General features: G+C 68.1%; 20 protein-coding genes. 11 read left to right on the forward strand and 9 right to left on the reverse strand.

Features of this window, described 5'->3' with window-relative positions:
• Positions 1 to 35 precede the first annotated feature (35 nt).
• From pstA to KHB019_RS11590, 6 genes are all read right to left on the reverse strand, one after another.
• Entirely contained in the window at positions 36 to 1,118 is a 1,083-nt protein-coding gene (gene pstA, locus KHB019_RS11565; RefSeq protein WP_230103598.1) for a phosphate ABC transporter permease PstA, read from the reverse strand.
• 1 nt (position 1,119) lies between these two features.
• A complete protein-coding gene (gene pstC, locus KHB019_RS11570) occupies positions 1,120 to 2,088 on the reverse strand; it encodes a phosphate ABC transporter permease subunit PstC (protein WP_230103597.1) in 969 nt (322 codons plus the stop codon).
• Between the two features lie 165 nt (positions 2,089 to 2,253).
• Complete coding sequence (locus KHB019_RS11575) at positions 2,254 to 3,357, reverse strand: phosphate ABC transporter substrate-binding protein PstS (protein WP_230103596.1); 1,104 nt, start codon at positions 3,355 to 3,357, stop codon at positions 2,254 to 2,256.
• Between the two features lie 172 nt (positions 3,358 to 3,529).
• Positions 3,530 to 4,492: an NUDIX hydrolase gene (locus KHB019_RS11580; RefSeq protein ID WP_230103595.1), complete on the reverse strand. Its 963-nt coding sequence runs from the start codon at positions 4,490 to 4,492 to the stop codon at positions 3,530 to 3,532.
• Entirely contained in the window at positions 4,489 to 6,654 is a 2,166-nt protein-coding gene (locus KHB019_RS11585) for an RNA degradosome polyphosphate kinase (protein WP_325471917.1), read from the reverse strand. The genes KHB019_RS11580 and KHB019_RS11585 overlap by 4 nt, the downstream gene beginning before the upstream one ends.
• 55 nt (positions 6,655 to 6,709) lie before the next feature.
• Positions 6,710 to 7,393 carry a winged helix-turn-helix transcriptional regulator gene (locus KHB019_RS11590; protein WP_230103593.1) on the reverse strand — a complete coding sequence of 228 codons (684 nt, stop codon included), beginning with the start codon at positions 7,391 to 7,393 and terminating at the stop codon, positions 6,710 to 6,712.
• A gap of 91 nt (positions 7,394 to 7,484) precedes the next feature.
• Here KHB019_RS11590 and KHB019_RS11595 point away from each other — a divergent pair, with 91 nt between their 5' ends.
• The 3 genes from KHB019_RS11595 (at position 7,485) to ygfZ (ending at position 9,662) form a co-directional block, all read left to right on the forward strand.
• Positions 7,485 to 7,775, forward strand: coding sequence for a hypothetical protein (locus KHB019_RS11595; RefSeq protein WP_230103592.1), 291 nt, complete (start codon positions 7,485 to 7,487; stop codon positions 7,773 to 7,775).
• A gap of 160 nt (positions 7,776 to 7,935) precedes the next feature.
• Complete coding sequence (locus KHB019_RS11600; protein WP_230103591.1) at positions 7,936 to 8,538, forward strand: FABP family protein; 603 nt, start codon at positions 7,936 to 7,938, stop codon at positions 8,536 to 8,538.
• A gap of 2 nt (positions 8,539 to 8,540) precedes the next feature.
• Positions 8,541 to 9,662, forward strand: coding sequence for a CAF17-like 4Fe-4S cluster assembly/insertion protein YgfZ (ygfZ, locus tag KHB019_RS11605; RefSeq protein WP_337459028.1), 1,122 nt, complete (start codon positions 8,541 to 8,543; stop codon positions 9,660 to 9,662).
• Here the strand turns inward: ygfZ and KHB019_RS11610 are convergent.
• A complete protein-coding gene (locus tag KHB019_RS11610; RefSeq protein WP_230103589.1) occupies positions 9,659 to 10,489 on the reverse strand; it encodes a class I SAM-dependent methyltransferase in 831 nt (276 codons plus the stop codon). The genes ygfZ and KHB019_RS11610 overlap by 4 nt on opposite strands.
• A 51-nt stretch (positions 10,490 to 10,540) precedes the next feature.
• Between KHB019_RS11610 and KHB019_RS11615 the strand changes: the two genes are divergently transcribed.
• Positions 10,541 to 11,284, forward strand: coding sequence for a phosphoglyceromutase (locus tag KHB019_RS11615; RefSeq protein ID WP_230103588.1), 744 nt, complete (start codon positions 10,541 to 10,543; stop codon positions 11,282 to 11,284).
• 81 nt (positions 11,285 to 11,365) lie between these two features.
• On the opposite strand, the gene phoU is transcribed toward KHB019_RS11615, so the two are convergent.
• The gene (gene phoU, locus KHB019_RS11620; RefSeq protein WP_325471914.1) at positions 11,366 to 12,073 is read right to left on the reverse strand and encodes a phosphate signaling complex protein PhoU; all 708 of its coding nucleotides are present in this window, start codon (positions 12,071 to 12,073) and stop codon (positions 11,366 to 11,368) included.
• 195 nt (positions 12,074 to 12,268) lie between these two features.
• On the opposite strand from phoU, the gene KHB019_RS11625 reads away from it, so the two are divergent.
• Entirely contained in the window at positions 12,269 to 13,501 is a 1,233-nt protein-coding gene (locus KHB019_RS11625; RefSeq protein ID WP_230103586.1) for a sensor histidine kinase, read from the forward strand.
• Positions 13,498 to 14,181 carry a response regulator transcription factor gene (locus KHB019_RS11630; RefSeq protein WP_230103585.1) on the forward strand — a complete coding sequence of 228 codons (684 nt, stop codon included), beginning with the start codon at positions 13,498 to 13,500 and terminating at the stop codon, positions 14,179 to 14,181. Before KHB019_RS11625 ends, KHB019_RS11630 begins: the two co-directional genes overlap by 4 nt.
• Positions 14,182 to 14,246: 65 nt before the next feature.
• Here KHB019_RS11630 and KHB019_RS11635 read toward each other — a convergent pair whose 3' ends face one another.
• Positions 14,247 to 14,717: a DNA modification methylase gene (locus tag KHB019_RS11635; protein ID WP_337459029.1), complete on the reverse strand. Its 471-nt coding sequence runs from the start codon at positions 14,715 to 14,717 to the stop codon at positions 14,247 to 14,249.
• Between the two features lie 132 nt (positions 14,718 to 14,849).
• Here KHB019_RS11635 and KHB019_RS11640 point away from each other — a divergent pair, with 132 nt between their 5' ends.
• From KHB019_RS11640 to KHB019_RS11660, 5 genes are all read left to right on the forward strand, one after another.
• Positions 14,850 to 15,332, forward strand: coding sequence for a CarD family transcriptional regulator (locus tag KHB019_RS11640; RefSeq protein WP_147039792.1), 483 nt, complete (start codon positions 14,850 to 14,852; stop codon positions 15,330 to 15,332).
• 9 nt (positions 15,333 to 15,341) lie between these two features.
• Positions 15,342 to 16,556: a 2-C-methyl-D-erythritol 4-phosphate cytidylyltransferase gene (gene ispD / locus KHB019_RS11645; protein WP_230103583.1), complete on the forward strand. Its 1,215-nt coding sequence runs from the start codon at positions 15,342 to 15,344 to the stop codon at positions 16,554 to 16,556.
• Entirely contained in the window at positions 16,553 to 17,962 is a 1,410-nt protein-coding gene (cysS, locus tag KHB019_RS11650) for a cysteine--tRNA ligase (protein WP_325471912.1), read from the forward strand. Before ispD ends, cysS begins: the two co-directional genes overlap by 4 nt.
• Positions 17,955 to 18,974, forward strand: coding sequence for a 23S rRNA (guanosine(2251)-2'-O)-methyltransferase RlmB (gene rlmB, locus KHB019_RS11655; protein WP_325471911.1), 1,020 nt, complete (start codon positions 17,955 to 17,957; stop codon positions 18,972 to 18,974). The genes cysS and rlmB overlap by 8 nt, the downstream gene beginning before the upstream one ends.
• A gap of 86 nt (positions 18,975 to 19,060) precedes the next feature.
• Positions 19,061 to 19,699, forward strand: coding sequence for an NAD(P)-dependent oxidoreductase (locus tag KHB019_RS11660; protein ID WP_230103580.1), 639 nt, complete (start codon positions 19,061 to 19,063; stop codon positions 19,697 to 19,699).
• The last annotated feature ends 7 nt before the right edge of the window (positions 19,700 to 19,706 follow it).

Raw genomic sequence — 19,706 nt, forward strand, 5'->3', positions numbered from 1 at the left:
GAATCCTTCTTGTTCAGTCGGGTCGGTTGGGCCGCTCAGCGGCCGGTCTTGGGGGCGAACACCTTCGCGATGAGGCGGGCGACGAGGTTGAGGACCATGACGACGAGGATGAGCGCGAGTGCGGACGCCCATGCGCGATCGATGAACGCCTCGGCGGGGATGCCCGGGTACTTGGCCTGCATGTAGGTGAACACCGGCAGTGTCGCCATCTGTCCGCTGAACAGGTTCACGTTCAGGCTCTGCACCATGCCGACGGTGAGCAGCAGCGGGGCGGTCTCTCCGATGACGCGGGCGATCGCGAGCATGATGCTCGTGGTGATGCCGGCGATGGCGGTGGGCAGCACCACCTTGAGGATCGTCAGCCACTTCGGCACACCGAGTGCGTACGCCGCCTCGCGGAGCTCGTTGGGCACGATGCGCAGCAGCTCCTCCGAGCCGCGCACGACGACGGGGATCATCAGCACCGACAGCGCGAGCGAGCCCATGATGCCCATACGCGTCCCCGGCCCGATGAGCAGCGCGAACACCGAGTAGATGAACAGACCCGCGACGATCGACGGGATGCCGGTCATGACGTCGACGAGGAAGGTGATCCCGCGGGCGAGCTTCTTGCCCTCGCCGTACTCGACCAGGTAGATCGAGGTCATCAGGCCGATCGGCACCGAGATGATCGTGGCTGCGAGCGTGATGAGCAGCGTGCCCCAGAGCGCGTGGACAGCGCCGCCGCCCTCGCCGACCACGTTGCGCATCGATGAGCTGAAGAACTCGGCGTCGAAGCGCACCAGTCCGTTGAGGACGACGGTGTAGAGCAGCGAGACCAGCGGCAGCAGTGCGATCACGAACGCCGTCGACACCAGGGCGGTCATGAGCCGGTCCATCGCGTGACGGCGGCTCTCGGCGACCGTCGAGACGATGAAGATCAGCGCCATGTAGAGGATCATTCCCACGACGAGGGCCATGGCGATGTTGAAGTCTGCAGGGTCGCCGCCGGTGTTGGCGAACGCGAAGATCACGGCGCCGATGGCGAAGCAGACCAGCAGGAGCATCCACGGCGCCCACTTGGGCAGGTGGCCGGCGGTGTACGTGCGAGTGGACGGAGCGACAGCGGTGGCGGTCATGTCAGTTGGCTCCCGAGAACTCGGCGCGTCGCGAGACGATCCAGCGTGCGACGAAGTTGACCGCGAAGGTCACGATGAACAGGATGAGACCGGCGGCGATCAGGGTGTTGACGCCCTCATCGTGAGCCTCGGGGAATCGCAGGGCGATGATCGCGGGGATCGTCGTCGGGTTCTCCGGGTTCAGCAGGTTGAAGGTGACGATGCCGAGCGGCGAGAGCACCAGGGTGACGGCCATCGTCTCGCCGAGCGCGCGGCCGAGGCCGAGCATCGCACCCGAGACCATGCCGCTGCGGGCGAAGGGGAGAACGGCCATGCGGATCATCTCCCAGCGCGTCGCGCCGAGCGCGAGAGCCGCCTCTTCGTGGAGCTTCGGGGTCTGGAGGAAGACCTCGCGGCAGATGGCGGTCATGATCGGGAGGATCATCACCGCGAGCACGAGGGATGCCGTGAGGATCGTCTTGCCCGTGCCGGAGGGCGTGCCGCCGAAGATAGGGATCCAGCCGAGGTTCGTGTTCAGCCACTTGTAGAACGGCACGAGCATGGGCGCGAACGTGAGCGCCCCCCAGAGGCCGAAGACCACGGAGGGGACAGCAGCCAGCAGGTCGATGATGTAACCGAGCACACCGGCGATCTTGCGCGGGGCGTAGTGCGAGATGAACAGCGCGATGCCGATCGCGAGGGGCGCTGCCACGATGAGGGCGATCGCGCTCGCGTACAGCGTGCCGAAGACGAACGGCCAAACCCAGGAGATGAAGGACTGGCCCTCGAGGATGTGGTTGTTGCTCGTGTCGGCCTTGAACGCGGGGATCGACTGGACGATCAGGAAGACCGCCACCGCCGCCAGCGTCACGAGGATGATGATGCCGGCAGCGAGTGCCGTGCCGGAGAAGACGCGGTCTCCCACTCGTCTCACGGCTCTGGGCTCCGCAGACGGGCGGGTGGTTTCGGGTCCCGTCGTGGTGGTTGTCATCTGAGCGGCTCCACGGTGTTCAGAGGGAAGATCTCGGGTTCAGAGAAATGCCTGGGCTCGGAGGGTGTTCGGGTCATTCATGCGGGTGCCCCCGTGGCGCTTGTCGATCCAGTCGATCAGCGCCACGGGGGCGTGTGACTTTCTCAGCCTCGGCTGAGGGTCAGATTACTCGGTGACGATGGCGTCGATCGCGGCGTTGACCTTCTCGCGGAGGTCGTCCGAGATCGGGGCGCTGCCGGCAGCCTCGGCCGAAACGTCCTGGCCCTCTGCCGATGCGACGTACTGGAAGTACGCCTTGACGAGCGAGGCGACCTCAGCGTCCTCGTAGTTGACGCAGCCGATCAGGTACGAGACCAGGGCGATCGGGTAGGAGCCGGCGGGTGCGGCGGCCGGGTCGACGGCGAACGCGAGGTCGTGGTCCGAACGGCCCTCCTCGAGCGGCGACGCGGCGACGAGAGCCGAAGCGGCCTCGGCGGAGTATGCGACGTACTCGCCCTCGACCTCGATGGCGACCTGGCCGAGGCCGGAAGCCTGCGAAGCGTCGGCGAAGCCGATGTAGCCCACGCCGTTGGTGATGGCGTTCACGACACCGGAGGTGCCATCGGCTGCCTCACCGGTCGAGAGCGGCCACTCGTCGCTGGCCTCGTTCGTCCACACATCGGGCGCGACGGCCTCGAGGTAGGAGGTGAAGGTCTCCTGCGTGCCGGAGGCGTCGGCGCGGTGAACGGGGACGATCGCCTGGTCGGGGAGTTCGACGCCCTCGTTCTGCGACGCGATGGCCTCGTCGTTCCAGTTGGTGATGTCGCCGGCGAAGATGCCCGCGATGGTTGCGCCGTCGAGGTTCAGCGTGTCGATTCCGTCGAGGTTGAAGGCGACGGCGACGGGCGAGATGTAGACGGGGACCTCGACGATCTCGTCGTCGGTGCAGGCGCCGAAGCCGCCGGCTGCGATCTCGTCAGCGTTGTAGGCGCGGTCCGAGCCGATGAAGTTGGAAGAACCGGCGATGAAGTTCTCGCGGCCGGTGCCCGAGCCGGTGGAGGTGTAGTTCACCGTGGCGTCGGGGTTGGCGGTCTGGAAGGCGGCGACCCAGGCCTGCTGAGCGGCCTCCTGCGACGAGGCGCCGGTGGCCTCGATCGTGCCGGAGACGGTCGACTCGGGAGCGTCGGAGGCGTTGTCCTGAGGAGCGGCTTCGTTCGCAGCACAGCCGGCGAGGGCAAGAGCGGCGACGGCGCCGATGGCGCCGATGCGAGCGATTCGGGAGATCTTCACTGTGGGATCCGTTCGATCGTGGATGGTTGAGGCCCGGTGCAGGGCACACAGTGACGCTAAGTGCGGCGGTTAACGAGATTCGCGCGCACGGGTAAACGGGAGGTGAACGGGAGCCGTCCCCTTGGGGGAGCCGCCCGACGCCGACTCGTTCGCTGCGGGGTCCGTCGAAGCGTCAGACCTTCGGAACGTGCGTCTCGATCGAGATGATTCCGGAGCCGGGATTGGTCGCCGACAGATGCGCGACGGAGAATGCGCCGACCTCGAGCGCCGATGCGCTGCCGAGATAGGACCCGTGCATGGTGCCGGTCGCCAGAGCGAGTTCGGAGAGGATGCCGGGGAGAACGGGGCCATGGCTGCAGATTACCGCGGGCTTCCCCGAGCGCACTCGCTTGCCGACGACGCTGCGGACGTCGGAGACGCCCTCCTCCCACGCATCCTGACTGATCCGCGCCGTCCCCGTCGGGGTTCGTCCGAGTGCTAATGCGAGCGGGGCGACCGTCTGCACGCAGCGGACCGCGTCGCTGGTGACGATCTTGCGGATGCCGAAGGCGCGCAGCGGCGCGACGATCGCCTGGGCCTGACGGAGCCCTCGCTCGGTGAGCGGTCTTGCGGCATCCGACCTGTCCCACTCCGAACGCGAGACGGCTTTCGCGTGCCGGAGGGCCACGATGGGGAACGTGCGCAGCACGCCGTCCGAGACGAGACGCTCGAACTCGTCGAGGATCTCGAGATCGACGGGATAGCTGAGATGCTTGCGGGCTTTCTTCAGGCTCACCCACTCGAGCGCCGCGACTTCGCTGTTCGGCACGAACGTCGACCGGCGGATCGCATCGTCGGTGGCCTCGGCCGCCCAGTAGTGCACGACCTTCTGGCGTTTGGGTCGCATGAAGTAGCGGCTGACGCCGACCGGAACGCCGAGATGCACCCGGATCCCGGTCTCTTCGAACACCTCGCGCACAGCCGTCTCGGCGAGCATCTCGCCGGGGTCGACCTTGCCCTTGGGCAGCGTGACGTCCTGGTACTTCGTGCGGTGGATGAGCAGGATGCGGAGCTTGTCCTCCGTGAGCCGCCACACCACCGCGCCGGCGGCGTACACAGCCTTGTCGTCGCGGACGACCTGGACCTCCTGAGTCATCGCACCGAGCGGGAACGGCGGCGGCGACGGATCTGGTTCATGGTCTTATCCTGCAGATCGACCAGCGGCGTGCCGTCGGCATCCTCGGAGTGTCGCTCCCAGATGCCCTCCGCCCCGAGATGCCAGGAGCTCGTGCCGTCGTCCTGGGACAGGTCGAAGAACGCGAGCAGCTCTGTCACGTGCGCCGGATCGTTCACCCGCACCAGGGCCTCGACGCGGCGGTCGAGGTTGCGGTGCATCATGTCGGCGCTGCCGATGTACACCTGCGGATCGCCGTCGTTCTCGAAAGCGAAGATCCGGGAGTGCTCGAGGTAGCGGCCCAGGATGCTGCGGACGGTGATGTTGTCGCTGATGCCCGGCAGATCGGTGCGGATGCTGCAGATGCCGCGCACCCAGATGTCGACCTTCACGCCGGCCTGGCTCGCGCGGTAGAGCGCGTCGATGATCTCCTCGTCCACCATCGAGTTCACCTTGATGCGGATGTGCGCCGGCTTGCCGTCCACGACGTTCTTGCGCTCGCCGTCGATCAGGCGGAGCAGGCCCTTGCGCAGGTGGAGGGGCGCGACCAGCAGCCGCTTGAACTTCTTCTCGATCGCGTACCCGGACAGTTCGTTGAACAGCCGGGTCAGGTCCTTGCCGACCTGAGCGTCGGCGGTGAACAGTCCGAAGTCCTCGTAGATCCGGCTGGTCTTCGGGTTGTAGTTTCCCGTGCCGACGTGGGAGTAGTGGCGCAGTTGCCCTTCCTCCTCGCGGATCACCAGGGCGAGCTTGCAGTGGGTCTTCAGGCCCACGAGACCGTAGACGACGTGCACGCCCGCCTTCTCGAGCTTGCGGGCCCAGACGATGTTGTTCGCCTCGTCGAATCGGGCCTTCACCTCGACCAGGGCGAGAACCTGCTTACCCGCCTCCGCCGCGTCGATCAGCGCCTGCACCACGGGGCTGTCGCCCGACGTGCGGTACAGCGTCTGCTTGATGGCGAGCACGTGCGGGTCTCTGGCCGCCTGCTCGAGGAAGGCCTGCACACTCGTCGCGAACGACTCGTACGGGTGGTGCACGAGCACGTCGCTCTTGCGGATCGCGGCGAAGATGTCGGCGCGGCTGTTGGAACCCGTCGGCTGGAACGCGACAGGAGTCGTCGGCAGATGCGGGGGGTAGCGCAGATCGGGACGATTCACGCGCGAGAGCGAGAAGAGTCCGCGCAGGTCGAGAGGGCTCGGGAGGCGGTAGACCTCCTGATCGGTGATGTCGAGCTCCTTGATCAGAAGATCGAGGGTGAGGTCGTCCATGTCGTCGGCGATCTCGAGCCGGATCGGCGGACCGAACCGGCGCCGCAGCAGCTCGGCCTCGAGCGCCTGGATCAGGTTCTCGCTCTCGTCCTCTTCGATCACCACGTCCTCGTTGCGAGTGAGCCGGAACGCATGGTGGTCGAGGACCTCCATGCCCGGGAACAGGTCGCCGAGGTGGTTCGAGATCAGGTCTTCGAGGGGGAGGTAGCGGGCGATCTCGCTCGTGCCTGGCACCTCGACGAGGCGGGGGAGCATCGGCGGCACCTTGAGGCGGGCGAACTCCTGCCGCCCGGTGCGCGCGTTGCGGATGCGGATGGCGAGGTTCAGCGAGAGCCCCGAGATGTACGGGAACGGATGCGCCGGGTCCACGGCGAGTGGCATGAGCACAGGGAACACGTGCAGCTGGAAGTACTCGGTCAGACCCGACTGCTCCGACTCGGTGAGCTGATCCCATTCGGTGATCTCGATGCCGGCATCTGCGAGTGCGGGCCGTACCAGTTCGGTCCACGCCCGCGCATGGCGGAGCTGCAGCGCGTGCGCCTCTTGAGAGATGTCGGCGAGGACGTCCGCCGGTGATCGGCCCACGTTCGTGGGGATCGCGAGGCCGGTCACGATGCGGCGCTTGAGTCCGGCGACGCGGACCATGAAGAACTCGTCGAGGTTGCTGGCGAAGATGGCCAGGAAGTTGGAGCGCTCGAGCTCCGGCAGGCTCGGGTCCTCGGCGAGTTCGAGAACGCGCTGATTGAACGCCAGCCAGCTGATCTCGCGGTCGTGATACCGATGGTCGGGCAGCAGGGAGTCCGGGGCCTCGATGGCGTCGAAGTCGTCGTCCTCGGAGTCGCCGAGCCCGGCATCGGTGATTGCGGCATCGATCATGGGTTACATCTTTGCACCGCGAAGTGACGGGCGTGTGAACGGACCCGAACCGCGGTCAGGAGGCCGGAGCGCTGACCTGCTCGTCGTCGTGCACGTTGAAGCGGTAGCCGACGTTGCGGACCGTCCCGATGATCTGCTCCTGGTCGCCGAGTTTGGCGCGCAGTCGCCGCACGTGCACGTCGACGGTGCGGGTGCCGCCGAAGTAGTCGTACCCCCACACCTCGCTCAGCAGCTGCTCGCGGGTGAACACTCGGGCAGGGTGGGTGGCGAGGAAGTGCAGGAGCTGGAACTCCTTGTACGTCAGGTCCAGCGGGCGTCCGTGCAGCTTCGCCGAGTAGGACTGCTCGTCGATCGTGACTCCGGATGCCTGCACCCTCGTCGGCGCGGCGGTCGATTCCGCCCTGGCGATCGCGAGCCGGATGCGGGCATCGGTCTCGGCCGGGCCCGCATCCGCGAGCAGCACGTCGTCGATGCCCCACTCGCCGGACACGGCCGTCATGCCGCCCTCGGTGACCACGAGCAGCAGCGGGGAGTCCTGGCCGGTGGCCCGCAGCAGACGGCACAGGGACTTCGCCCCGGCGAGGTCGGTTCGTGCGTCGACGATCACGACGTCGCTCTCCGGCGCGTCGACGAGCTGGGCTGGTTCAGCAGGGATGCGGCGGACGTGGTGGCTGAGCAGATCCAGCGCGGGCAGCACCTGCTCGGAGGGGACCGAAGACAGAATCAGGATCGAAGCCACGCGCATTCCTTTCGAGCGGCGAGGCGGCCGCCCAGGTCGGCTGCCAGCACGGCGCCGTGCGCCAATGATACCGATGGGTGAGAATGGAGGCATGTCGGAACCCGCTCTCGCACCGCGCAACGCCCTCGGTGGCGTGATGATCGTGTGGGCCGTCGCACTCGTCGCGGCGGTCGTGATCGGCCTCGCCGTGCCGGAGGAGTGGCGCGTGACATGGTTGCTCATCGGCTTCGGGGGCTCCATCCTCCTCTCGTTCGCCATGCAGCTCTGGTACGGGCAGACGACGGGCTTCATCTTCCGAGTCGCAGCCAGCACGATCGGCGCTCTCGTCCTGCTGGGCGTCGTATCGGCCGGATTCGGGCTCGCCGCGCTGATCCCCGCGTGACGGCCGCACGGTAGAGTGGGGCCCATGGATCTCGTCGCCCTCGAATTCTTCTTCATCGGCCTGCTCGGTCTCGCAAGCCTCGCGATCGTCTTCGTCGCAGGCGTCGTGCTGCGGAACCTGTTCCGCGGCCAGCGCTGACCCCTGGTCGAACCGAGCCGTCATGCTCGAGCTGCCCACGGATCTCCCTGCCGACCTCGCCCCGCTGAGCTGGCTCATCGGCGTGTGGGAGGGCACCGGCGTCATCGAGTACACGGCCGGCGACCGCCGCTTCCAAGGCGAGTTCACGCATCGCGTGAGCTTCAGCCACGACGGCACCGGCCACCTGAACTATTCGGCTGCCGGCTGGATGGATCCCGCTGACGGCGAGACGCGGATCCCCCTGGTCGCCGAGACCGGCTTCTGGCGTCTCTCGCGACCGGCGACGCCGGCGGATGCCGGCCCTGCTCTGCTGCCGCCGATCGAAGAGCCGCCCGTCCGCACCGTCGACGACGTCGAGCTGCTGCGTGCGCCATCCGGCGGGTTCCCGATCGAGGTTTCGCTGACGCACTCGGACGGCGTCCTCGAGCTGTACCTGGGCGAGATCAACGGGCCGCGCATCGACATCGCGACAGACGCCATCGTCCGGCCGGCAGGCGGCAAGGAGTACGGCGCGGCCAGCCGGATGTACGGACTGGTCGATGGCCATCTGCTCTGGGCGTGGGACATCGCCGCGCTCGGCTCGGGGATGGCATCGCACGCCTCGGCGCGACTGGCTCGGGTCTGATCGTGTCCGCTCTCCACGACGCGCTGGCCGCGCGGCAGGGCGCGGTCGTCGACGGCGGACTCATCGCGCACTACGGCGACCCGATGCGCGAGCAGCGCCGCCTCGCCGACGGGTCGGCGATCGCCCTGCTCGGTGACCGGACGGTCATCGAAGTGGCCGGCGAAGACCGACTGACCTGGCTCGACTCGATCACCTCGCAGGCATTGACCCGGCTGGCGCCGGGCGACAGCACCGAGTTGCTCATCCTCGACCCGCAAGGGCGGGTCGAACACGCCGCTGCGGTTCTCGAGGACGGCGCGTCGACGTGGCTCATCGCGGACGCCGCCGATGCTGAAGGTCTGGCCACCTGGTTGCAGCGCATGGTGTTCCGGTCGCGGGCCGCGGTGACGCTGCGTCCCGAACTCGCGCTGCTGGGCTTCTTCGCAGGCGGCGACGCCGAGGCCGCCGTCAGCGCCGCGGCCTCGGCTCCGCATGACGCGACGCTGGTGTGGTCCGACCCGTGGCATTCCGTGCAGGCCGGCGGATATCAGTACTCGGCCGTGGAGCAGCACCCGGGCGCCGAGTACCGCTGGCGAGTGGCGATCGTCGAGGAGGATGCCGTGGCATCCGCTCTGTCGGAGATCGACGCGGCCGGCCTTCTCGCGACCGAAGCGCTCCGCATCGCGGCCTGGCGCCCCCGCTGGTCCGGCGAGGTGGATGAGCGACTGCTCCCACATGAGGCCGACTGGATCCGCAGCGCCGTGCACCTGAACAAGGGCTGCTACCGGGGCCAGGAGACCGTCGCCAAGGTGCACAACCTCGGGCACCCGCCGCGCCGGCTCGCCGCGCTCCACCTGGACGGCAGCGACGATGTGCTCCCCTCGACGGGAGACACCGTGTTCGCAGGCGAGAACGAAGTCGGGCAGATCACCTCGGTCGCCCGCCACTACGAAGACGGGCCGATCGCATTGGCGATGCTGTCGCGCCGAGCGCCAGCCGGAGATCTCGTCGTGCGCACCGACGGCACCGACATCGCGGCGGCTCAGCAGGTGATCGTTCCGGCGGATGCCGGTGCCACCGCCGACGTGCCGCGCCTGACGCGCCTCTCCCGACGACCGGCCGGCCAGGATCCGCGCAGGGTCTAAAGCACCTGGGCGGGCGCCACGGCGTCCCACGGGACGGTGAGCTCGCCGAGCCGCCACCGGCTGCGATCTCCGAGCACGGGCCAGCCCTGTTCCTTCAGCGCCTTCACCGCGGCGAGGAACCGCTGCGTCGCACCGAACGTCGACAGAGGCGCTGCCCTGTCCCACTCGCGGTCGAGCGTGACGAGCAGATCGTGGATGCGCTCGCCGGGGACGTTGCGATGGATCAGCGCCTTGGGCAGTCGCTCTGCGACGATTCCGGGATGCTCCAGCCCGGCCAGGCGCAGGGAGACGGTGAGGCGGACCGGGTCGCCGTCCGGCATGACGTCGACCCAGCTGGCGATACGACCGATCTCGTCACAGGTGCCCTCGCACAGCATCCCACCGGGGGAGAGTCGTGCGCTCATCGTGCGCCACGCGTCGCGCACGTCCTCCTCGTCGTACTGGCGGAGCACGTTCATGGCGCGGATCACGGCAGGACGGCGTCCGCCGGCGATCGGGACCTCGAAGCCGCCACGGGCGAACGCGACGGGCAGAGCGGGCGAGAACGAGGTCCGTCCGAGCCGGACCTCGTCGAGCTGGCCGCGGGCTGTCGCGACGCGCTCGGGGTCGAGCTCGAAGCCGATCACCTCGGCGTCAGGGCGCACCTTCGTCAGCCGGGTGGCGAGTTCGAAGGCCGTGACACCGCTGGCGCCGTATCCGAGGTCGACCACGAGCGGGTCGGATGCTGTGCGGAAGGCAGCGCTCGACGCGATCCAGCGGTCGTTGCGCCGCAGCCGGTTCGTCCCCGTCGTGCCCCGGGTGGGGCGACCGATCGGCGAAGGGGGCATGGGCCCATTCTTCCATCGGGCGGCTGGCGGCGAGAGCCATAGACTGGGGCCATGACCCGCACTCTCATCCTGCTCCGCCACGGCCAGAGCGAGTGGAACGAATTGAATCTGTTCACCGGTTGGGTGGACGTCCGTCTCACCGAGAAGGGCAAGGAAGAAGCGCGCCGCGGTGGCGAGCTGCTCGCCGAGTCCGGCCTGCTGCCCGACGTGCTGCACACCTCGGTGCTCAGCCGCGCGATCCAGACCGCGAACATCGCTCTGGATTCGGCCGATCGCCTGTGGATCCCCGTGAAGCGCACCTGGCGTCTCAACGAGCGCCACTACGGCGCGCTGCAGGGCAAGGACAAGGCGCAGACGCTCGAGGAGTTCGGCCCCGAGCAGTTCCAGCTGTGGCGTCGCTCGTTCGACGTGCCGCCGCCCCTGCTCGATGACGACAGCGAGTTCAGCCAGGTGAACGACCCGCGCTACGTCGGGATCGACGGCGAGGTGCCCCGCACCGAGTCGCTGAAGATCGTCATCGACCGGATGCTGCCCTACTGGGAGAACGAGATCGTCCCCGACCTCGAGGCGGGCAAGACCGTGCTGGTCGCAGCCCACGGCAACTCGCTGCGCGGCCTCGTCAAGCATCTCGACGGGATCAGCGACGACGACATCGCCGAGCTGAACATCCCCACCGGCATCCCGCTGGTGTACGAGCTCGACGACGACAACGTCCCCACCGGCCCCGGCCGCTACCTCGACCCCGAGGCCGCCGCCGCAGGAGCGGCAGCGGTCGCCGCGCAGGGCAAGAAGTAGCCTCGCCGAGACCCCGCTTTCACGCCGAGACCCCTGGCTGCTGACGTCAGCAGCCAGGGGCCTCGGCGGTAACAGGGGGTTTCAGGCCTCTTCGGTCTTGCGGATCTCTCCGTGCGCCTCGGCGGCAGCGGCGATGTCGTCGTCGCCGACTGCCCAGTCGCCGGTGGCCAGGTACACGACCTTCTTGGCGACGGCCACAGCATGGTCGGCGAAGCGCTCGTGGTAGCGGCTGGCCAGGGTCGCGTCGACTGTCGCCGTCGGCTCGCCCTTCCAATTGTCGCTGAGGACCTTCTCGAACACGCGTGCGTGGAGCTCGTCGACCTCGTCGTCGGCGTTGCGGATGACGTCGGCCAGGCGGAGGTCCTGTGTGCGGAGCAGTTCGGAGAGCGTGCGCGAGATCTCCACGTCACGCTCGCCCATCTTCGTGAAGGTGCCCTTCAGGCCCTTCGGGATGGCGCGCTCGGGGAAGCGCAGACGCGCGAGCTGAGCGATGTGCTCCGCCATGTCGCCCATGCGCTCGAGCGAGGCGCTCACGCGGAGGGCGAAGACGACGATGCGCAGGTCTCGGGCCACCGGCTGCTGACGGGCGAGGACCTCGATGGCCAGCTCGTCCAGGCTGACGGCCAGTTCGTCGATCTGCACGTCGTTGGCGATGACCTCTTCGGCCATCGCCACGTCGCTGTTCGCGAAGGCGCGGGTGGCCTTGTCGATGGCGACGGTGACGAGGTCGGTGATCTCCACGAGGCGGGACTGAATCTCCTCGAGTGACTGATGGAAGACTTCGCGCATGACGGCGCAACCTTTCGTTCGGTTCGGGCGGTTCCGGCCGGCCGATGGAGGGCGAGGCCGCATTCGCAGGCCCTCAGTGATTCTGTGCGCCGAAGGTTAACGAACGGTGCCCATCGTGTGAATACTACTTCGCGGCACCCAGGAGTGGCGCGGAAACCTGCGGAAGAGGAGGTGAACGGGCTCTACGCTGGAGGCATGAGCCCGGGGACAATCGCCATGATCGCGTTGGCCGCCGGCGTCGTCATCGGCCTCGGCCTCGCCGCGGTCGTCGCATGGGCCTATTACACTCGTGCCCAGTTCGCCGAGGCCACATCGACGGTCGTTCCGCAGGGAACCGTCGACGTCCTCAACAGCATGGACGACGCGGCCTGCGTCGTCGACTCCTCCGGGCTCGTGCTCGCCATCTCGCACGCCGCAGCGAAGTTCGGCATCGACGTCGGTTCGACGCTCGACAATCAGGAGCTCAGGCAGCTGGTGCGGACGGTGCGGTCGACCCAGACGTCGAAGACCGAGACGCTGCGCCTGACGCGCTCCGGGGTCAGCCTCGATCCTCGTCTGGTCTCGGCCCGTGCCAGCGCCCTCGGTGCGCAGCTCACCCTGCTCATCATCCGGGACGTCACCGAGCAGGAGCGTCTCGATCAGATGCGGCGTGACTTCGTCGCCAACACCAGTCACGAGCTGAAGACGCCTGTTGGCGCCGTCAGCCTGCTCGCCGAGGCGATCGAGTCCGCCGCGGATGATCCTGCTCAGGTGCGGATCTTCGCCTCTCGGATCTCCGCCGAGGCCAATCGGCTCGGCCAGCTCACCGGCCGGATCATGAGCCTGTCGCGGCTGCAGGCCTCGGACGGCGTCGCCGACTTCGCAGCGGTGGCCGTCGACGAGGTGATCGCGGCATCGATCGAGGCGCACACGGTCCAGGCGGATTCAGCCGGCGTCGAGCTCGTGCGCGGCGGCGACCGAGGGACGTTCGTGCGCGGCGACGCGCAGATCCTCATCGAGGCCGTCGGCAACCTGATCGCGAACGCGATCCTGTACTCCCCGCGGAGCTCTCGCGTGGGGGTGGGGGTCAAGGTCGAGGGCGAGACGATCGAGATCGCAGTCTCGGACCAGGGGATCGGTATCACCGAGTCCGACCGTGAGCGCATCTTCGAGCGCTTCTACCGTGCAGACGAGGCGCGCTCTCGTCGTACAGGCGGCACAGGTCTCGGACTGTCGATCGTGAAGCACGCGACGCAGCGGCACGGGGGAGAGGTGCGGCTCTGGTCGCGCCCCGGCCGTGGATCCACCTTCACGATGGTCCTCCCGCGCATCGACGCTCCGATGACGGAGGCCGAGAAGAAGGCCAAGAAGAAGAAAAAGAAGAAGCGCGCGCAGCAGGCTCTCCGAGCCGCCGAAGCGGCGCGTGTTCGAAACGGAGAGAACGCATGACCCGCATCCTTCTCGTCGAGGACGAGCCAGACCTCGCCGACCCGCTCGCCTACCTTCTTCGCCGTGAAGGCTATGAGGTCGAGATCGCCGAGGACGGCCCGGGCGCGCTCAGCGCATTCCGGGAGCGGGGTGCAGACATCGTGCTGCTCGATCTGATGCTGCCGGGGATGCCCGGCACCGAGGTGTGCCGTCAGATCCGATCGACATCCGCGGTGCCGATCATCATGCTCACCGCCAAGGACTCCGAGGTGGACATCGTCGTCGGACTCGAGCTGGGCGCCGACGACTACATCACCAAGCCGTACTCGTCGCGCGAGCTGCTCGCGCGCATGCGTGCCGTGCTGCGCCGTGTCGTCCAGGCAGAAGGCGACCTCGACGAACGCGTGCTGGAGGGCGGCAGGGTCTCCCTCGACATCGACCGCCACACCGTGACGGTCGCCGGCTCGGAGATCAACATGCCGCTCAAGGAGTTCGAGCTGCTCGAGGTGCTCATGCGCAACTCCGGCCGCGTGCTCACCCGCGGCCAGCTCATCGACCGGGTGTGGGGCAGCGACTACTTCGGAGACACGAAGACGCTGGACGTCCACATCAAGCGCATCCGCTCACGTATCGAGGAGAACCCGGGAGAGCCGGTCATGCTCGTCACCGTGCGCGGCCTGGGGTACCGATTCGAGGGCTGAGCGCGCCGCGTACGACGAGAGGCCGGCACCCGACGGGGTGACCGGCCTCTCGTGATGTCAGATCGTCACGCTGCGGGGATGAGATCGGCGTAGTACGGCAGAGTGCCGTCGAGAACCTGAACCTCGGCCGTCTTCCCGGTGGCTCCGCCGGACTGGAAGTACATCTCGACGGTCGCCCCGGGCATGGTGTTGAGATCGTCGATGCGCAGCGGCTCGGCGTTCGCGCCGAGGCTCAGCGTGTCGCGCGCTCCGACGCGGACCGTGAGAGGGGACAGGCCCTCGATCTCGACGGTGAGCACCTCTGCCTGATCGGTGTCGTTCACGATCGCGGCGATCAGGTTGCCCGTCGAGCCGTCTTCGGTGGCGATGACCATCACGTTGCGGATCTGGAGGGGGCCGTCGGAGTCCGGGATGTTGATGCCGTCCGAGGCCGGATAATCGATCTCTGTCGACTGCGGCGTGATGAACGTGCATCCGGTCGCGCCGAGCAGAACGAGGGCGCTGAGGGCGGCAGACGCTACAAGGCGCGATTTCACGGATCCTCCTGGAGCTGTGGGATGTCCAGTCCATTCTATGGGTATCGATCGCGCCGGCACGGACGATGCGGAGGCAAACCTTAGCGCATGTCGCCTGTGGTATTCTGGAGGTTGCCGAAAGGACACGATTTTATGCTTTTTGAGGTTGGCGAGACGGTCGTCTATCCGCACCATGGGGCCGCGACGATCATCGAGGTCAAGGATCGCGTCATCAAGGGCGAGACGAAGAAGTATCTGAAGCTCAATGTCACTCAGGGCGACCTGATCATCGAGGTTCCCGCAGAGAATGTCGACCTCGTCGGCGTTCGCGATGTGATCGGCCAGGAGGGCCTCGATCACGTGTTCGAGGTGCTGCGCGCCCCGTTCACGGAGGAGCCCACGAACTGGTCGCGTCGCTACAAGGCGAACCTCGAGAAGCTCGCCTCCGGTGATGTGATCAAGGTCAGCGAGGTCGTGCGCGACCTGTGGCGCCGGGATCAGGACCGCGGTCTGTCCGCTGGTGAGAAGCGGATGCTGGCGAAGGCTCGTCAGATCCTCATCTCCGAGCTCGCGCTCGCTGAGAAGTGCGACGAGGAGAAGGCCGGCGCGCTGCTCGACGAGGTCCTCGCATCGTAATCTGAGAGTGTGACTCTCCTTCCCGTGCCGACGACGGCGATCATCGTCGTCGCTGCCGGCTCTGGAACGCGATTGGGCGCCTCGGCTCCCAAGGCGTTCGTCGGCATCGATGAGCTGTCGGTGCTGCGTCACGCCCTGAACGGCGTGTTCGCCGCGTCGCCCGCTCAGGTGATCGTCGTCGTACCAGACGGGCATCAAGGGGATGCCGAGACCGAGCTGCGTGCGGCCGCCGGAGACCGTGCCGATCTCGGACGCGTCGTGGTCGGCGGCGAGACAAGACAGGCGTCGGTCGCCGCTGGACTGCACGCGCTGTGGGGCGACATCACGACGGTTCTCGTGCACGACGCCGCGCGCGCCCTGACGCCGCCCGCTCAGATCGACGCTGTCGCCGCGGCGGTCACTCCGACGTCCGGGGTGATCCCGGCACTCCCTGTCGTCAACACACTCAAGCGCGTCGCCGGCGCGGACGTCGTCGAGGCCGTGGATCGCAGCGAACTCGTCGCCGCGCAGACCCCGCAGGGCTTCCCGCGCGATCTCCTCGAGGCGGCGTACGCGGCTGCCGGCGCCTCTGGCGCCGAGTACACCGACGACGCCGCGCTGTTCGCGGCTGCGGGTCGTCAGGTGTCTCACGTGACCGGATCTCCGCTGGCCTTCAAGATCACGGTTCCCGCCGACCTCGAGCGCGCCCGCCAGCTGCTCTCGCGCAGCGACCGGGTCGCGGCATCCATCCCGCGCGTCGGCGTCGGGACAGACGTGCACGCCTACGGCGGTGAGGGCGACCTCTGGCTCGCCGGACTGGAATGGCCGGGGGAGCCGGCGCTCTCCGGGCACTCCGACGGGGACGCCGTCTCCCACGCCATCGTGGACGCGCTCCTGGGCGCCGCCGGCCTCGGCGACATCGGCGAGCACTTCGGCACTTCCCACCCCGAGTACGCCGGAGCGCACGGGGCGGTCTTCCTGGCCCGCACTCGCGAGATCCTCGCGGAGGCGGGCTTCGCGATCGGCAGCGTTTCGGTGCAGCTGCAGGCGAATCGGCCGCGCTTCAGCACCCGTCGCGCCGAGGCTCAGACGGCCCTGTCGGCTGCGCTCGGCGCCCCGGTGTCGGTCACCGCGACCACGACCGACGGCCTCGGATTCACGGGCCGTGGCGAAGGTGTCGCTGTGACCGCCGTCGCGCTCGTTCTGCCTGGTTCTGCAGGTGCTCCGAGTACGCTGGAGCAGTGACTCTCCGCCTGTATGACACCCGCGCACAGCAACTGCGCGATTTCGTGCCTCTCGACCCCGAGAACATCACGATGTACGTGTGCGGACCCACCGTTCAGTCCGGCCCGCACATCGGGCACGTCCGCGGCGCCCTCAGCTTCGACATCCTGCGCCGCTGGCTGACCCACCGGTACGGGCGCGTGACCTTCGTGCGCAACGTCACCGACATCGATGACAAGGTGATCGCGAACGCCACGGACTCCGAGCCGTGGTGGGCGCTCGCGTATCGAATGGAGCAGGAGTTCACCGCCGCGTACGCCGGCATCGGCGTGCTGCCGCCCACGTACGAGCCGCGCGCGACGGCATCCATCCCGCAGATGCAGGAGCTCATCGCGAGCCTCATCGAACGAGGTCATGCGTACCCCGCGCCCGACGGATCGGGGGACGTCTACTTCGACGTGCGCTCCTGGACCGACTACGGGGCTTTGACGCACCAGTCGCTCGACGCGATGGAGGCCGCTGAGGATGCCGATCCTCGCGGCAAGCGGAATCCGCAGGACTTCGCCCTCTGGAAGGGCGCCAAGGCCGGTGAGCCGGCCGATGCCACCTGGTCCTCACCCTGGGGGGCGGGGCGCCCCGGCTGGCACATCGAATGCTCGGCCATGTCGAAGCGCTACCTCGGCGCCGAGTTCGACATCCACGGCGGCGGACTCGACCTGCGCTTCCCGCATCACGAGAACGAGCTCGCCCAGTCGACGGCAGCCGGCGACGGGTTCGCGAACTACTGGGTGCACAACGGACTCGTCACCGTCGGCGGGCAGAAGATGTCCAAGTCGATCGGCAACTTCACGCTGGCGGCCGACGTGCTCGCCGCGCACGACCCGCTCGTCGTCCGCTACGCGCTTGCGGCGGCGCACTACCGTTCGAGCCTGGATCTCGTGGAGTCGTCCTGGGCCGAGGCCGAGGCCGCTGTGGGACGCATCCGCACCTTCCTCGAGCGCGGGCAGCGCATGGCGGCTGCCGGGTGGGGCCAGCACAAGGAGGGCCTCCCCGCGGCGTTCACCGAGGCGATGGACGATGATCTCGGAGTGCCGCGCGCGCTCGCTGTCATCCACGAGAGCATTCGGTCCGGCAACGCCCACCTGGATGCCGGACGCATCGACGCGGCACGTCAGGACGTGTCCGACGTGACGGACATGACGCTCGTGCTCGGCATCAACCCCCTGGCGGCGCAGTGGCGTGCGAACGGCGCAGGCGCCGAGGGCTCGGCGCTCGACGCCCTCGTGCAGGAGATGATCACCCAGCGCGCACAGGCCCGCGCTGACAAGGACTGGGCGGCAGCGGATCGCATCCGCGACGCGATCGCCGCAGCAGGAATCACGCTGGAGGACACTCCGGCCGGAACTCATTGGAGTATTGATGGCTAAGCCAGGACGCCCCGGAGCGGGCAACAGCAAGAAGAAGGGCGCTCTCAAGGGCACCGGCGGACTCGGACGCAAGTCGCTCGAGGGCCGCGGTCCGACGCCCAAGGCCGAGGACCGTGCGTGGCACGTCGCGGGCAAGCGCAAGGCCGCGAACGAGCGCTACGCAGCAGCCGGCGGCAAGGGTCGCCCTGGGGCGGGCTCGGGCGGTGGGCGCAGCAGTGGCAGCAACCCGAACCGCGCGCCTAAGGCGAAGGCCGGCGACGACACCGAGAACGTGACCGGCCGCAACTCGGTGCTCGAGGCGCTGCGCGCCAAGATCCCCGCCACGGCGTTCTACATCGCGCAACGCGTCGAGATGGACGACCGCGTCAAGGAGATGCTGTCGATCGCGACGCACCGAGACATCCCCGTGCTCGAGGTCACCCGACAGGAGCTCGACCGCATGGCCGGCTTCGACGGCGTCCACCAGGGCGTCGCCCTGAAGGTGCCGCCGTACGAGTACGCGCACCCGCAGGATCTGCTTGAGCAGGTGATCGATCGCGGTCAGATGCCGCTGTTCGTCGCCCTCGACGGCATCACCGATCCGCGCAACCTCGGCGCCATCATCCGGTCGACCGCCGCATTCGGCGGGCACGGCATCATCCTGCCTCAGCGCCGCTCGGCGGGTGTGAACTCCGCAGCCTGGAAGACGAGCGCCGGCGCTGCCGCACGCATCCCTGTGGCGATGGCGACGAACCTGACGACCCAGCTGAAGGAGTTCAAGAAGCAGGGCGTCTTCGTCCTCGGCCTGGACGGCGGCGGCGACGTCGCGCTGCCCGCGCTCGAACTGGCCGATCGTCCCGTGGTGGTCGTCGTCGGCTCCGAGGGCAAGGGGCTGTCGCGTCTGGTCACCGAGAACTGCGATCAGATCGTCTCGATTCCGATCTCCGCAGCAACCGAATCCCTGAACGCCGGCATCGCGGCATCCGTCGCGCTGTACCAGATCTCCACGTTCCGCGCCGCAGGCGGGAATTGATCCATCGGTCGCGGAATACTTGCCGAGGCAGGTTGTTTCCCTGAGCGGGCCGCATTCAGCGACCGACGTCCACGAAGGGAACGCACATGGCACGCATCGCCGTCATCGGAGGCACCGGCTACGCCGGCTCGAACATCGTCGCAGAGGCGGTGTCGCGCGGTCACTCGGTGGTGTCGATCGCTCGAACCGTTCCCGCCGAGCGCGTCGAGGGCGCGGTGTACCTCGAGGGCAACATCCTCGACGTCCCCGGCCTCCTCACGCAGATCGGCGAGGCCGATGTCGTCATCCAGGCACTCTCGCCGCGCGGCGACATGGTCGGCAAGGTACGCCCCGCGACGGCGGAGCTGTTCGCAGCGCTCCCCGAGAACGTGCGTCTCGGGGTGGTCGGCGGCGCCGGAGGCAGCCTGGTCTCCCCTGACGGGCCCCGCCTGGTGGATGCAGGCTTCCCCGACGAGTTCAAGGCCGAGGCGCTCGAGGCCATCGGCGTACTCGAGGACCTGCAGGCCGACACGAGCGGGCGCGACTGGTTCTTCGTCCACCCGGCCGGCGGCTTCGGCAACTGGGCGCCGGGGGAGCGCACCGGCACGTACCGGGACGGCGGACCCGTTCTGGTCTCCGACGAGAAGGGCGAATCGTTCATCTCGGGCCCGGACCTCGGCGTCGCGTTCGTCGACGAGATCGAGAACCCCCAGCACCACCGCGAGAACTTCGCCGTCGGCTACTGATCCCTGG

The sequence above is a fragment of the Microbacterium sp. KHB019 genome, assembly GCF_037285405.1.
In the GTDB taxonomy this organism is placed as follows: Bacteria; Actinomycetota; Actinomycetes; order Actinomycetales; family Microbacteriaceae; genus Microbacterium.

Excerpts from the sequence above, each read along its gene's own strand:
- pstA (WP_230103598.1), bottom strand. The coding sequence starts at position 1,118 with ATGACCGCCACCGCTGTCGCTCCGTCCACTCGCACGTACACCGCCGGC.
- pstC (WP_230103597.1), bottom strand. The coding sequence starts at position 2,088 with ATGACAACCACCACGACGGGACCCGAAACCACCCGCCCGTCTGCGGAG.
- KHB019_RS11580 (WP_230103595.1), bottom strand. The coding sequence starts at position 4,492 with ATGACTCAGGAGGTCCAGGTCGTCCGCGACGACAAGGCTGTGTACGCC.
- KHB019_RS11585 (WP_325471917.1), bottom strand. The coding sequence starts at position 6,654 with ATGATCGATGCCGCAATCACCGATGCCGGGCTCGGCGACTCCGAGGAC.
- KHB019_RS11595 (WP_230103592.1), top strand. The coding sequence starts at position 7,485 with ATGTCGGAACCCGCTCTCGCACCGCGCAACGCCCTCGGTGGCGTGATG.
- KHB019_RS11600 (WP_230103591.1), top strand. The coding sequence starts at position 7,936 with ATGCTCGAGCTGCCCACGGATCTCCCTGCCGACCTCGCCCCGCTGAGC.
- KHB019_RS11610 (WP_230103589.1), bottom strand. The coding sequence starts at position 10,489 with ATGCCCCCTTCGCCGATCGGTCGCCCCACCCGGGGCACGACGGGGACG.
- KHB019_RS11615 (WP_230103588.1), top strand. The coding sequence starts at position 10,541 with ATGACCCGCACTCTCATCCTGCTCCGCCACGGCCAGAGCGAGTGGAAC.
- phoU (WP_325471914.1), bottom strand. The coding sequence starts at position 12,073 with ATGCGCGAAGTCTTCCATCAGTCACTCGAGGAGATTCAGTCCCGCCTC.
- KHB019_RS11625 (WP_230103586.1), top strand. The coding sequence starts at position 12,269 with ATGAGCCCGGGGACAATCGCCATGATCGCGTTGGCCGCCGGCGTCGTC.
- KHB019_RS11630 (WP_230103585.1), top strand. The coding sequence starts at position 13,498 with ATGACCCGCATCCTTCTCGTCGAGGACGAGCCAGACCTCGCCGACCCG.
- KHB019_RS11640 (WP_147039792.1), top strand. The coding sequence starts at position 14,850 with ATGCTTTTTGAGGTTGGCGAGACGGTCGTCTATCCGCACCATGGGGCC.
- rlmB (WP_325471911.1), top strand. The coding sequence starts at position 17,955 with ATGGCTAAGCCAGGACGCCCCGGAGCGGGCAACAGCAAGAAGAAGGGC.
- KHB019_RS11660 (WP_230103580.1), top strand. The coding sequence starts at position 19,061 with ATGGCACGCATCGCCGTCATCGGAGGCACCGGCTACGCCGGCTCGAAC.